The 12,373-nt window shown below is 61.2% G+C and carries 11 protein-coding genes; 3 read left to right on the top strand and 8 right to left on the bottom strand.

Annotation, left to right across the window (positions count from 1 at the left end; genetic code table 11):
* Positions 1 to 3 precede the first annotated feature (3 nt).
* Positions 4 to 2,397 (bottom strand): glucose/quinate/shikimate family membrane-bound PQQ-dependent dehydrogenase, encoded by a 2,394-nt coding sequence (locus ACYP2A_RS29700; protein WP_459749490.1) that lies wholly within the window; start codon positions 2,395 to 2,397, stop codon positions 4 to 6.
* 186 nt (positions 2,398 to 2,583) lie between these two features.
* Between ACYP2A_RS29700 and ACYP2A_RS29695 the strand changes: the two genes are divergently transcribed.
* Together ACYP2A_RS29695 and ACYP2A_RS29690 are read left to right on the top strand one after the other, a co-directional pair.
* A complete protein-coding gene (locus ACYP2A_RS29695; protein WP_459749489.1) occupies positions 2,584 to 2,814 on the top strand; it encodes a VF530 family protein in 231 nt (76 codons plus the stop codon).
* On the top strand, positions 2,814 to 3,434 hold the full coding sequence (locus ACYP2A_RS29690; protein ID WP_459749488.1) for a Pr6Pr family membrane protein: 621 nt from the start codon (positions 2,814 to 2,816) through the stop codon (positions 3,432 to 3,434). The genes ACYP2A_RS29695 and ACYP2A_RS29690 overlap by 1 nt, the downstream gene beginning before the upstream one ends.
* Positions 3,435 to 3,467: 33 nt before the next feature.
* Here ACYP2A_RS29690 and ACYP2A_RS29685 read toward each other — a convergent pair whose 3' ends face one another.
* The 4 genes from ACYP2A_RS29685 to ACYP2A_RS29670 form a co-directional block, all read right to left on the bottom strand.
* Complete coding sequence (locus tag ACYP2A_RS29685) at positions 3,468 to 4,244, bottom strand: siderophore-interacting protein (protein ID WP_459749487.1); 777 nt, start codon at positions 4,242 to 4,244, stop codon at positions 3,468 to 3,470.
* A complete protein-coding gene (locus tag ACYP2A_RS29680) occupies positions 4,241 to 4,792 on the bottom strand; it encodes a PadR family transcriptional regulator (RefSeq protein ID WP_459749486.1) in 552 nt (183 codons plus the stop codon). The genes ACYP2A_RS29685 and ACYP2A_RS29680 overlap by 4 nt, the downstream gene beginning before the upstream one ends.
* Before the next feature lie 115 nt (positions 4,793 to 4,907).
* Positions 4,908 to 8,003: a transglycosylase domain-containing protein gene (locus tag ACYP2A_RS29675; RefSeq protein WP_459749485.1), complete on the bottom strand. Its 3,096-nt coding sequence runs from the start codon at positions 8,001 to 8,003 to the stop codon at positions 4,908 to 4,910.
* A gap of 93 nt (positions 8,004 to 8,096) precedes the next feature.
* Positions 8,097 to 8,705 carry a LysE family translocator gene (locus ACYP2A_RS29670; protein ID WP_459749484.1) on the bottom strand — a complete coding sequence of 203 codons (609 nt, stop codon included), beginning with the start codon at positions 8,703 to 8,705 and terminating at the stop codon, positions 8,097 to 8,099.
* Between the two features lie 108 nt (positions 8,706 to 8,813).
* Between ACYP2A_RS29670 and ACYP2A_RS29665 the strand changes: the two genes are divergently transcribed.
* Complete coding sequence (locus ACYP2A_RS29665; RefSeq protein WP_459749483.1) at positions 8,814 to 9,740, top strand: LysR substrate-binding domain-containing protein; 927 nt, start codon at positions 8,814 to 8,816, stop codon at positions 9,738 to 9,740.
* Positions 9,741 to 9,753: 13 nt separating this feature from the next.
* On the opposite strand, the gene ACYP2A_RS29660 is transcribed toward ACYP2A_RS29665, so the two are convergent.
* The 3 genes from ACYP2A_RS29660 to ACYP2A_RS29650 all read right to left on the bottom strand — a co-directional run bounded on the left by ACYP2A_RS29660 (position 9,754) and on the right by ACYP2A_RS29650 (position 12,261).
* A complete protein-coding gene (locus ACYP2A_RS29660) occupies positions 9,754 to 10,467 on the bottom strand; it encodes a hypothetical protein (RefSeq protein ID WP_459749482.1) in 714 nt (237 codons plus the stop codon).
* Positions 10,468 to 10,562: 95 nt separating this feature from the next.
* On the bottom strand, positions 10,563 to 11,717 hold the full coding sequence (locus ACYP2A_RS29655) for an OpgC domain-containing protein (RefSeq protein WP_459749481.1): 1,155 nt from the start codon (positions 11,715 to 11,717) through the stop codon (positions 10,563 to 10,565).
* Positions 11,718 to 11,892: 175 nt separating this feature from the next.
* Positions 11,893 to 12,261 (bottom strand): hypothetical protein, encoded by a 369-nt coding sequence (locus ACYP2A_RS29650; RefSeq protein ID WP_459749480.1) that lies wholly within the window; start codon positions 12,259 to 12,261, stop codon positions 11,893 to 11,895.
* Positions 12,262 to 12,373 lie beyond the last annotated feature (112 nt).

Raw genomic sequence — 12,373 nt, 5'->3', positions numbered from 1 at the left:
GCGTTATTTCGGCAGCTTGTAGGCCACCACATAGTCCCCTTGTTTAGTCCCCAGCGAACCATGACCGCCGGCGACCACCAGCACGTATTGCTGGCCGTCCTTGCCAGTGTAGGTCATCGGTGTGGTCTGCGCGCCGGCCGGCAGGCGGGCCTCCCAGAGTTGCTTGCCGTTACGCAGGTCGTAGGCACGCAGGTACTGGTCGAGCGTACCGCTCAGAAACCCCAGGCCACTGGCGGTGGTAATAGTGCCACCCAGACTCGGCACGCCCATGGTCAACGGGATCGGTACCGGCGAGCTGTCACGCACGGTGCCGTTCTTGTGTTTCCACAGGGTCTTGTGAGTGGTCAGGTCCACGGCCGCCACGTAACCCCAGGCAGGCGCCTGGCAAGGCAGCCCCATGGGCGACAGCAAGGCCTCGAGAATCACCCCGTACGGCGCGCCCTTGTTGGGTTGCACGCCTTCGGTTTCGCTCTTGCGACCAGGGCCTGCTTCAACCTCTGCAGCCGGCACCAGCTTGGAGCGGAACGCCATGTAGCTGGGGTTGACAAAGGCGATCTGGCGCACCGGATCGACCGAAATACCGCCCCAGTCGAATACCCCGAAGTTACCCGGATAGACCAGCGTGCCTTGCAGAGACGGCGGGGTGAACGGTCCTTCGTAGCGCAGCGACTTGAAGTCGATACGGCACAGCAACTGGTCGAACGGCGTGACGCCCCACATGTCGCGTTCGCGCAGCGGCGGTGGCATGAAGTTCAGCTCCGATTTGGGCTGAGTGGGTGAAGTACGGTCACCTTCGACCGCGCCTTGCGGCACCGGAACTTCATTGATCGGCACGATAGGCTCGCCATTGCGCCGGTCCAGCACATAGATGCTGCCTTGCTTGGTCGAGGCCAGCACCGCAGGCTTGAGGCCGTCAGCGGTTTTCATGTCCATCAGCGTCGGCTGGCCGCCGACGTCCATGTCCCACAAGTCGTGATGGGTGAACTGGTAATGCCAGCGCACCTTGCCGCTGGCAATGTCCAGGGCAACCAGGCCGGCGCTGTATTTCTCCGAGTCGTCGGTGCGGTTACCGCCCCACTGGTCGGGCATCTGGTTGCCCATCGGCAGGTACAGCAGGCCGAGGTTTTCATCGACGCTGAACATCGACCACATGTTGGGCGAGTTGCGCGTGTAGGTCTGGCCCTCGGCAATCGGTGCGGTTTGTTCCGGGTTGCCGCTGTCCCAGTTCCACACCAGGCGGCCGGTGCGCACATCGAAGGCGCGGATGACGCCGGACGGCTCGTCGACCGAAACGTTGTCGGTGACATGCCCGCCGATCACCACCAGGTCCTTGGTCACCGCCGGTGGCGAGGTCGAATAGTAACCGCCGGGGGCGAAGCTGCCGATGTTGGTTCTCAGGTCGACCGAACCCTGATTGCCGAAGCTCTCGCAGACCTTGCCGGTGTCGGCATTCAGTGCTATCAGGCGGGTATCGGCGGTGGGCAGAAAGATCCGCCGCGGGCAACTGTTGGTGGCCACGTTTTGTGTGGCCGGCGTTGAGCTATAAGCGGCTTCGTCGTGATAGGCCACGCCACGGCAGGTCATGTGCGCCCAGCCCTTGAAGTCCTTGGCGCTCTGCGTGCTGATCTTCGGATCGTAGCGCCAGATCTCCTTGCCACTGTCCGGGTCCAGCGCAATCACCTGGCTGTGCGGCGTACACACGTACAGCATGCCGTTGACTTTGAGCGGGGTGTTTTCCGCCGTGGTTTCGCCCGGATCGCCCGGCCCAGGAATGTCGCCGGTACGAAAGGTCCAGGCGGCTTCCAGCTTATGCACGTTCTCGGGCGTGATCTGCGCCAGTGGCGAATAACGGTCGCCGTAGGCGGTACGGCCATAGGACTGCCAGTCGCCATCGGGCATGGCAGGCGCCGTATTGGTGGTACCGGCGGTCTCGCGGTCGAGCTGGCCTTCGATACGTCCCGGATGGGTGAACTGGCTGGCGATGGCGGCAAGCCCCGCCAGCAGCACCGCGATGCTCAGGCTGCCGGTGTGCAGGCGTCCGGGGTGGGCGATTTGCAGCGGCCGCCGTACCCAGGGCAGCAGCATGACCAGGCCCAGGGCAAACCACAGTGCCAGGCGCGGCACCAGTTGCCACCAGTCCAGGCCCACTTCCCAGAGTGCCCACACGGTGCTGGCGAACAGGATGACGGCGTAAAGCCCCAACGCTGCGCGATGGCCCTTGAACAGCAGAATCGCCGTCAGTACCAGCCCCAGACCGGTCAGGATGTAATACGTCGAGCCGCCCAGTTGCAGCAGCCGGACCCCATAGGCCAGCAAGAACAGCCCCATCAGCAACACAACCACCCCGAGCAGTCTCGGCAGCAGGCGGTTGCGCCCAATAGCACCTTCAGTGCTCATAGTGCGAATCTCCGTGAACGTTAATAGACTGCAGACGTTGCTGGTAACAAAACGTTTCAGCGAAATGCAATAAACAGGACGGATGGCGGGCGGTAAAAACCGCTGCAGCGACGGGCATCGCTCAGTGGCCCTTCCCGCCATGCACGGGCTGGGCTAAGGTGCGCTGTTTTAACGCCAAGGTGCGACATGACAACACCCTCCAACGACCCGCTGCACGGTGTCACGCTGCAAGGCATCCTCGAAGCGCTGGTGGCGCACTATGAATGGTCGGGCCTGGCCGAACGCATCGATATCCGTTGCTTCAAGAGCGACCCGAGCATCAAGTCGAGCCTGACGTTCTTGCGCAAGACCCCGTGGGCACGAGAAAAGGTCGAAGGCCTGTACGTGAAGTTACAGCGCACCAAACGTCCGTCCTGATGCGCCACTTAGTTCTGGTCTCGGCCTGTCTGGGCTGGTTTGGCCTGGCGGTGCAGCAATACCTGATTTTTCTGGGCCGTTGGGCCGATCACGCCAGTTTGCTGGGCGGGCTGGTGCGCTTTTTCAGTTTTTTTACCGTGCTGACCAATACGCTGGTGGCAGTCGCCTTGACCTGTGCGCTCAGCCGCCGCGAGGGCGCCGGTTGGCGGTTCTTTCGTAATCCTGCGGTGTGCAGCGGTATTGCCGCCAGCATCGCGCTGGTGGGGCTGGCCTATAACCTGCTGTTGCGCCACTTGTGGCAACCGCAAGGCTGGCAGTGGGTGGCCGACGAACTGCTGCACGACATCATGCCGCTGGCATTCGTGATCTATTGGGCGCTGTATGTGCCAAGGGCCGGGCTGGGCATCCGCCATGTCTTGCTGTGGACGCTGTACCCCATCGGCTACTTCGGCTATGTGTTGCAGCGCGGCAATGTGGTCGGCGACTACCTGTATCCGTTCATCGACGTCGGTACCCTCGGCTTTGGTCCGGCGCTGATCAATGCGGGCGGCGTGCTGGCAGGTTTTGTGCTGATCGCGCTGCTGGTGCTGGCAGCGGATCGTTTGCTGAAGAAGGGGTAGAGAGCCCGACCGGCGAGGGGCGGGCTATTACAATCAATGTGTTGCCGGTTCTGACTCATCCAGGCGCCAGTAACCAGCCGCCTTGACGAATTCATCATCCAGCCCCAGATCGTCAAGCAATACGCGGCGCGCCTTGCGCGACAGCGCAGCTTCGGTCGCCACCCAGGCGTACAGCTTGCCGGCAGGCACCTGCACATCGCGGATCGCGTCCAGCAGGTCCTGCTCGCCGCGCACCACCCAGCTGACTTCAACCTGTGCCTGGCTGTTCAGCGGCTGGCGCTCTTGCAGGCTGGCGACCTCGATCAGCACCCGCGCGGTACGTCCGGCTGGCAGTTCTTGCAGACGCCGGGCAATCGCCGGAATCGCAGTTTCGTCGCCGATCAGCAAATAGCTGTCGAAAATATCCGGCACCACCAGCGAACCACGCGGGCCTGCGATGTACAGGAACTGGCCGGGCTGAACCTGCGCGGCCCAACTGGCGGCAGGGCCGTCGCCGTGCAGCACAAAGTCGATGTCCAGCTCGTTGGTTTGCGCATCGAAGCGCCGTGGGGTGTAGTCGCGCATTGCCGGGCGCGGGCCTTCGCTGTCGCGGCCCAGGCTGAGGTTTTCCAGCGCCGCCTGTTCTTCCGGGGTACGCGCGAACAGTAGCTTGACGTGGTCGTCGGTGCCCAGGCTGATAAAACCGGCCAGGTCCGGGCCGTGCAAGGTCACACGGCGCATCAGCGGTGTCAGGTCGGTCACGCGCAGCACTTCGAGCTTGCGACGTTTGATTTCATGCATGACGCGATGGATCGATAAAGGTGAATTCATAAAGGTTTCTCGACTTGGGAATGAGGGCCGTCGGCAATGGCTTTGGCGGTGTCGTTGAGCAGGGCGCGCACCCGCAGGATTTCTTCGGGCGACCAGCGGCCGTGGTGCATGTGCAGCGCGTGGCGCAGGTTGTTCACCGCTTCATGGATTTCAAGCGGACGATCATGGCCGCGCAGCGAGCGCTTGCTGACTTCGATGCGCATGCGTACGCCGTCCACGGCGACGGCCTGTTCGGCCAGCCAGGCACGGCCGGTTTCGGTCAGGGCATAGCGTTTCTTGCCGGCGGCGGTATCGCCCTGGATCAACTCGCTTTCTTCAAGAAAGGTCAGCGTCGGATAAATCACGCCAGGGCTTGGGGTGTAGGCACCCTCGAACATGGTTTCGATCTGGCGGATCAGGTCATAGCCATGGCAGGGCTGCCCGGCGATCAGGTCCAGCAACAGCAGTTTCAGGTCGCCGGGGGCAAACACTCGTGGCCCGCGCCCGCCGCGTTCGCGACCGCCACGCTTGTCGGTGTGGGGGGCTGTGGGGTGAAAGTCATCGCTCATCAGGGTTCTCGTTGTTACGTTTAGATATACCTTAAGATATATCTTTACGTCTTCGCAAGAGGCTTGTCTGGAATTGTTCTCATTTGAGAATCAAGTGCCTGATTCATCTGGAAATTTAAATGCCGGGTTGTGGGCCACACATGGCCAGGCCATGGTCCTCCAGATACGGCGTCAGAATCGGCGCCATGCCCTTGAGTACTTGCACCGGCAGCGCCGAGGTAAAGCGATAGCCTTCGGCCGCGCGGCCGGGCACATAGGCGGTCAGGGTGCCGAAATGGTGGTCGCCCAGATAGAACACGAATGTGGCGGTACGGTTGATCGCCCGTGACTGCAGGATGCGCCCGCCGGCGCCGACGCTTTCGATACGGTTGTCGCCGGTGCCGGTCTTGCCGCCCATGGCCAGTACGCTGCCGTCCTGGAGCTTGAAGGTGCCCAGCACACGCTTGGCGGTGCCGCTGTCGACCACTTCCGACAAGGCTTCGCGCATGGCGGTGGCCACCTCGGAGGGCAGCACGCGTTTGCCCAGGTCGGGGTTGATGGCCAGGCGGGTTTCATAAGGCGTGTCGGCGGCGAAGTGCAGGCTGTCGATGCGCACCGTCGGCAGGCGAATACCGTCGTTCTGGATAATCCCGATCAGCTCGGCCAGCGCGGCGGGGCGGTCGCCGGAGCTGCCGATGGCGGTGGCCAGCGACGGCACCAGATGATCGAACGGATAGCCCAGGCGCTGCCAGCGCTGCTCGATATCCAGAAACGCCTCGACCTCCATCATGCTGCGGATACGGCTGTCGCGGGCGCTCTTGTGCCGGCTCTTGAACAGCCAGCTGTAGACTTCCTGACGCTCATGAACACTGGCGGCCACCGCGTCCTTGAACTGCGCTTGCGGGTTATTGAGCAAAAAGCCCACCAGCCACAGATCGAGCGGGTGGACCCGGGCAATGTAGCCCTGGTCAGGCAAATCGTAGGCGCCGGGGCCGTAGTTCTTGTACAGCTCACTCAGGCGCTTGTCGGTGACCTTGGCCGCTTCGCTGTCGGCCAGGTGTGCGCGCACAAAGGTGTTGAAGGTTTTCTGATCGGCGCCCGGTAGCAGGTAGCGATGCACTGCTGCAAGGCGCGACGCCGTAGGCCGCATGCCATCCAGAAAGGTGTCCAGCCGTGCCTCGGAGGTCTTGTCCTTGTAGCGTTTCCAGAAGCGCAACAAAAACACCCGGCCTTCGCGGTCGGCGAACTGGCTCAGGTATTCCTGACGGCGCGGGTCGCTGTCGTCCTTGAGCAGTTCGGCGCTGTTGCCCGGCGCCTGATAGGTGCTGTAGCGCACCACATCGCGCATCAGGCGAATGAACGGCAGGTTGATCGACTCACGCAACGATTCACGCAGCGTCGGCAGCCGTCCGTTGTCCTGGCTGCGAAAGTTGTTGAAGCGGTGCAGGCCGCCGCCGGTGAAGAAAGCCTCGCCGGGGCTGGCCGAATAACGCCGGTCCAGCGCTGCACCGAGCATCTTCGACAGGTCGCGGTCGGGGTTTTGAATCAGGTAGTCGACGGCCCAGCGGGTCAGCCGGTCGGGCTCCTCCACCGGCACCTTGCGCAGCTCACCAACGCTGGTGTCGGCGTAGCGCTGATGCAGTTCGGCGATGATTTCAAGGTAGGTGGTCAATACCCGCAGCTTGGCGGTAGAGCCCAGCTCCAGCTTGCTGCCTTCGTTGATGTCGAACGGCTGGTCGGTGCTGTCGGTCTGCACCCGTACACGAAAACCGTCCGGCGTGCCTTCGAACAGGGTAAAGCTGTAGCGCACCTGCGCGGTGCTGGCCGGGCTCAGCAAGCGCTCGCCGATCAGGCCCAGGCTGGCCGCGAACGTGGGGTCGGCCAGCTCACGCAGGTAGCGAGTGACCTTGTCCTGCAATTCGCCCTGCAACGTGGTGCTGGCCGACAGGTCAAGGCGGTCGAGGTCGTAGAACGGCCGGTCGAGCATGTTCGACAAACGGCTGCGTGCCACGCTGATGCCCTTGTTGTTTTCGATGGGTTGCCAGGTGGGTTGTTGTTCCCAGTCGCGGTAGGTCAACTGCCGGGCCAGTGCGGCATTGGCCAGCGGTTGCTCGATGATGCCGGCACCGGCCAGCACGCGAATATGGCTATCGATCAGCTCGGCCAGCTCGGCGCGGCCTTTGGACAGGTAATACGATGGCCGCCGCTGCGCAATGATCAGCGCCAGCACCTCGCGCAGGGCCAGGGCTTGTTTATCCAGCGCCTGGGGGGTGTCGGCGCTGCCTGACAAAACCTGATTGGTGCGCGTAAAGTCGGCGCCGAACCAGACCCGCAAGCCTTCGGCCAGACCATGCACCTCACCGTGGCCGGGCACCGCCGACAGCGGCACGCTATTAAGGTAATCACGCACCACGCGCTGGCGCGCGGGCAGGGTTTGCTCACCTTGCTGGTACACCCGCACGCTGGCAGAAAACATCTGCCGCAGTTTCTCGATGCCGGTCTGCGTCAGGCCATCGGGTGAATGCCGGTACTTTTCCAGTTGTGTGGCCAGAGTGCTGCCGCCTGCCGACTGGCCGGGCAACGACAGACGCTTGGCCACTTGCGACCAGGCCGCTTTGACAAAGCGTGGCCAATCCACCGCCGGGTTGGCCAGCGGTTGCTCGGGGTCGAGCAGGTTGCGGTTCTCGATGAACAACAGGCTCTGCACCACCAGCGGCGGAATGGCGGAAAATTCTGCATAAAACTGCTGCGGATAACTGAACTGGTACAGCGGTGCGGCGCGGCAATCGGTAATCGTCAGCCCGGTCTGGATCTTTTCCTGATAGGGCACAAAAAAACCAAGTTGGCCGTAGCGCATCAGCTCAGGCGAAAAACGCGTTTGCTCGGCGATCAGGTAATCGCGCTTGAGCAAACGTTGCATGAACACCTCAAGAGCGGAATAGCCCAGGCGTTTGTCGAACGGCCCTTCGCCCGGATAAATGCGCCGATCGCTGGGGCCTGGCTCCAGCGTCCAGGTCAGGTCGGCGGCCAGCCTGGAAATCTCCTGCGCCTGCAAACGCGAGCTGCGGGTTTCCATCGCCAGCCCCACACCCAGCCCCACACCACCCATGACCACCAGCACCCAGAATACCCGCCAGCCGTAACGCTTGCGCGGTGGGGGTGAGTGAGGCGGTGGCGGCTGCTCGGCGCTATCCACCGCTTGCCCAGTATCTGAATGCCGTAATACGCCCATAGACAATTGGCCCCGGTCATCCTGTTGAACCTGCTTCAGACAAGCGTAGACGCTGGCCGGGGAGGGCAGCAGAAATTGTCAGGCAATCTGCCGCTATGTCATCCACTGATGCAGGTTATGCATCACGCCTGCAACAGCGATCAGCAACAAGGCGACGCCCGAACAACGGTTGATCAAACGACCGCCAACCCGCCGCGTCAGCGTGCCGGCAAGCACAATCCAGGCGCCCAGTACCAACAGGTCGATGATGACCCACAGTAATGAAAGAAGAGCCAGGCTGGTCGCCATCGACGCGCTGATCTGCAGAAATTGCGGAAAGAAGGCCAGGAAGAAAATGATGTCCTTGGGGTTGGATATACCCACCACGAAGCCACGCTGCAAACCACCCGACCCTGTGTTTTTTGCGGCGGTGTGCGGTGTCGTATCGCGCAGAATCGCCAGCGCCATCCAGGCGATATACAGGCAGCCGAGCAGGCTGAGAACCGTCAGTAATCCTGCAGCGATGACAGTGCTGCCGACGATCAGCCAGGCTGCCACGCCAATCAGCACCAGCGATGCCGCATTGCTGCCCAGTGCGGTGGCAATGGCCTGACGACGTCCTGTGCGGCTGGCGGTATTGACCACCAGCGCCACGACCGGGCCGGGTGTAGCGATCAACAGCAAGACAGTGGCGATATAGGTGAGGGTCAGGGCGATATTCACGGCGCAGTGTCCACAAGCGAAGGACGCTGATTCTTGCGTTGCAGCGCTGCGTTGTAAAACGGGTTAAGTTCTGTCCTACTATTAGCTTTACTCATCATTGGGGCGGGCATGGCAGAACGCATCCCGGCGCTGTATTCATTGCGCGCCTTTGAAGTGGCGGCGCGACACGGCTCGTTCAGCAAGGCCGCTCAGGAACTCTCGGTGACGCAAAGTGCCGTCAGCCATCACATCAAGAACCTCGAATCACTGTTCGACTGTGCGCTGTTCGAGCGTCATGGTCCCAGGCTGAGCCTGACCGCGCCGGGACAACGGCTGGCCGATGAGCTGAAGACCGGTTTCAAGATCATCGAAAACGCCTGCGCGCTGCTCAAGGTCGATCGCCACAGCCTGCGCCTCAAGGCGCCTTCGACCCTGACCATGCGCTGGCTGCTCAAGACCCTCGACCGTTTTCGCCAGGCCGATAATCACTGTCATGTGCAACTCTCAAGTGTGTGGATGGACATCGACAGCGTGGACTTTTATACCGAGCCCTACGACTGCGCCATCCTGCTCGGCCCCGGCCATTTCGGCGCCGACATCGAGAGCTGCAAGCTCTTCGATGAATGGCTGATCCCGGTCTGCCATCCGCACTATCTGCCCGACACGCCCGAGCTGTCTCTGCTCAATAGCGTGGAGTTGCTGCACCCCTCTGCCGACCGCCGCGACTGGCGCCGCTGGCTTGAAGGTGTCTGCGCCAGTGAGCCGATCAATCTGGACCGCGGCCAGTTATTCGACACCCTCGACCAAGGCATCAGCGCCGCCGTGCAAGGGCTGGGCGTGTCTGTCGCCGACCTGCTGCTGGTCAACGCCGAATTGCGCAGCGGGCAATTGCGCCTGCCGTTCAAGCAGGCGGTGGCGACGGGGGATGGCTATTACCTGGTGTGGTTGAAGAACAGCCCCAAGGTGAAGCAGATGCGGGCGTTGCGCGATTATTTGTTGGGGGAAGTGCCGGAGGGGGTGGATGAACGTATCGAGTATTTGAACGGCTCCTTCTGAGGCAGGCCAGTTATCAAACGTTTACATCGATCCGGGAGGGTGAATCGTGATCGGTGTCCTCACGTTTATCCGCATACCGGTGGACCTGCCACGCCCAGGTGTCCATGAAATTGCCGATGGTATTACGGGTGAAGATCTGCCCGTAATCGATGACCTTGTGATAGTTCTCCAAGGTGACCGAATACATGTCCGCAAACATCTCGGTGAGGTGGTCGACCAGTTCCATCACGGTTTTGGCGTGGATATGCAGATTCTCTTTCAGGCGCTCGCGCTCATTGAGCTTTTCAGTCAGATAGCCCGACTCCGCAGCCGTCAATACGTTGTCAGGGTCGGTGATCTTGATCTGCTGATCGGGTCCCAGGGTGAAGCCAAAGTGCTTTTTCGACAGTTCCGGGTTGATGAAAGATAACTGCTGACGGAAGTTGTGATAGTCGTCGAACATGCCGTGTATGGATTGGTTGCAATCATCGATAACGAGCTTAAGGTAAAAGGCCCGGTCTGTTTCAAGAATGGCGTCGGGTATGTCTTGAAGGGGCCTTGGCGTATGGCGCAAACGCGGGAAGCGAGCCCCTGGCCAGTTATCAATCAAAGACTTTTCGAAAACTTCTTCCTCTGGTTTCAAGAGGTTCTCGATGTTCGGGATAGGATCGTTTTCGGGAAGCCGGGCCATCGAGCGCATGTGCGTCTCTAAGAGTGGCATTACGTGTGCTACTGCGCTGATCGTCATCAGGGTTTTCTCTTGAGAGTGTTGTTCTCTCAATAGCGGCGATGCGCAAAGATACTTGCCCTGATAACGTCGTAGGAATCTTCCGAAAGCGCCACTTATTGCGAAGCCGTTCTCAACTTCGTACTCTCGACAACCACCTTGCTTGCCCCCAGTCGCTTGTTCAGCTCCAGCCCGTTGGCCATCAGCATCATCAGGCCCAGGCCTGCGATGGCGGTGGTGACCTGCATGGGCCAGGTATCACCGGCCAGGGCATTGGCGGCGTCGGCCAGCGGGGCGAGGAGCACGCCCAGACAGAAGATTTCCAGCGAGTAGCGGCCCATCAGGCACGTCTGGCGTGCTGGCCAGTTGTCGAGCCAGTTGGCGTGAGTGGGCAGCAGTTTGGCGGTGACATACACCAGTGCCACGAAGTGCAGCAGGCGCACCGGCGCCAGGTCGGTCTTGCTGATCGGGTAGAGATGTTCCAGATGCAGGCTGGCGACCAGTGCGCCGTGCACGTGTGGCCATTTCTCGCTGAAGGTCAGGGCACCGGCAATCAATAAGTAGATTGCTGCCAGCGCGAACAATGGCTGCTGACTCAAGGGGCGGGTATCGACCGTGCGCGGGCGCTCGTTATAGAGGGCAAAGGCGCCGCCAAGGATGAACACCAGTTGCCAGGCCACCGGGTTGAAGTACCAGACGCCGCCGCCTTCATAAGAACGCAGGTTCCAGCCGTACAGCGGCACCATCATGTACAGCGCGAACGACAGGGCCACGGCCAGTTCGACCTTGCGCAGCATCAACGGCAGGATCAGCGGCAGCGCCAGCAACAGCAGGATGTACAGCGGCAATGGGTCGGTGAGGTTGGGCTTGAAGCGCAGCAGCAACTCATCGGCCAGCGCTTGCTGCGGGTTGCCGACAAAATGCTCAAGGCCCATCTGCTGAACCATATCGCGGGTTTCAACATAGTTGTTGGCGACAAACACGATGCCCATCAACAGGGTCAGCAAAAAGATGTGCACGACGTACAGCACCCAGGTGCGCCTGAGGATGCGCACGCTCGCCACCAGCCAGCCGTCGCGTCGGGAGATGCGACCGTAGGCCAGGATGGAGGCGTAGCCGGCGAGAAATACGAAAATTTCTGCGGCGTCGCTGAAACCGAAATTACGCACGGTCGATTGCGCGAGGGGGTTGTCCGGTACGTGATCCCAAAAGATGAAGATCAGCGCCAGGCCTCGAAAGAAGTCGATTCGATAATCGCGTCCGTTAGTCATAACGGTGGGCTCTTGAAAAGTGTCAGTGAAATAAAGACAGGCGCACGATGGCCTTGGTTGCCTACCGTCAGTCAGAGTCGCCGGGGCGAGGCAGGGTCGCCGGATTCTACGGCAAATGCAAAAAATGCCCTATTACAGAATGTCTCTGCTGGCGCTCTGGGACGCCTTTATGGGCTCAGTTCTCCATCACCCGGGGTTTTATCCGGCGGATGCGCTCGACCATGCTGTAGACATCGTCGCGACCCTGCGGGCTGGTCCGGCGCAAATGCTCGATCAGTTCATGTTCCTTGGCATTGAGGGCGACAAAACCCAGTTCGTCGGCCTTGCGCATGAACCCGTCACGCGGCCCGGTCGGGGTGCTGGCGGCGATCACTTCCTGCAACGCGCTTTGCAACATGCTCACATAGCCGACCAGCATCGAGGGGTTGCACAGCACGTCGGTCTTGTTGACGTAGCTGTCCAGCAAGCGCAATGAGTCGCGGGCCTCGATCAAGCGGGCATAAGCGTGTGGCGGGAGGTCATAGGTGACAAGGTTCTCGGACATGAACAATCCTGCTGATAGAGGTGATGTGGTGCGCTTGTGGCCCATTACCACTCGAGCCAGCGCAGCCGTATGGCCGGGCCTCTATCTGAGAGAGGCGGGCGAAACCTTAGCG

It is taken from the genome of Pseudomonas sp. 3A(2025) (assembly GCF_054589175.1).
This window is presented reverse-complemented; position numbering and strand designations above follow the sequence as displayed.

What these genes read in the sequence shown, in the direction of transcription:
- ACYP2A_RS29660 (WP_459749482.1), bottom strand. Translation starts at nt 10,467, where the DNA reads ATGACGATCAGCGCAGTAGCACACGTAATGCCACTCTTAGAGACGCAC.
- ACYP2A_RS29700 (WP_459749490.1), bottom strand. Translation starts at nt 2,397, where the DNA reads ATGAGCACTGAAGGTGCTATTGGGCGCAACCGCCTGCTGCCGAGACTG.
- ACYP2A_RS29685 (WP_459749487.1), bottom strand. Translation starts at nt 4,244, where the DNA reads ATGAATTCACCTTTATCGATCCATCGCGTCATGCATGAAATCAAACGT.
- ACYP2A_RS29665 (WP_459749483.1), top strand. Translation starts at nt 8,814, where the DNA reads ATGGCAGAACGCATCCCGGCGCTGTATTCATTGCGCGCCTTTGAAGTG.
- ACYP2A_RS29675 (WP_459749485.1), bottom strand. Translation starts at nt 8,003, where the DNA reads ATGGGCGTATTACGGCATTCAGATACTGGGCAAGCGGTGGATAGCGCC.
- ACYP2A_RS29680 (WP_459749486.1), bottom strand. Translation starts at nt 4,792, where the DNA reads ATGAGCGATGACTTTCACCCCACAGCCCCCCACACCGACAAGCGTGGC.
- ACYP2A_RS29690 (WP_459749488.1), top strand. Translation starts at nt 2,814, where the DNA reads ATGCGCCACTTAGTTCTGGTCTCGGCCTGTCTGGGCTGGTTTGGCCTG.
- ACYP2A_RS29695 (WP_459749489.1), top strand. Translation starts at nt 2,584, where the DNA reads ATGACAACACCCTCCAACGACCCGCTGCACGGTGTCACGCTGCAAGGC.
- ACYP2A_RS29650 (WP_459749480.1), bottom strand. Translation starts at nt 12,261, where the DNA reads ATGTCCGAGAACCTTGTCACCTATGACCTCCCGCCACACGCTTATGCC.
- ACYP2A_RS29655 (WP_459749481.1), bottom strand. Translation starts at nt 11,717, where the DNA reads ATGACTAACGGACGCGATTATCGAATCGACTTCTTTCGAGGCCTGGCG.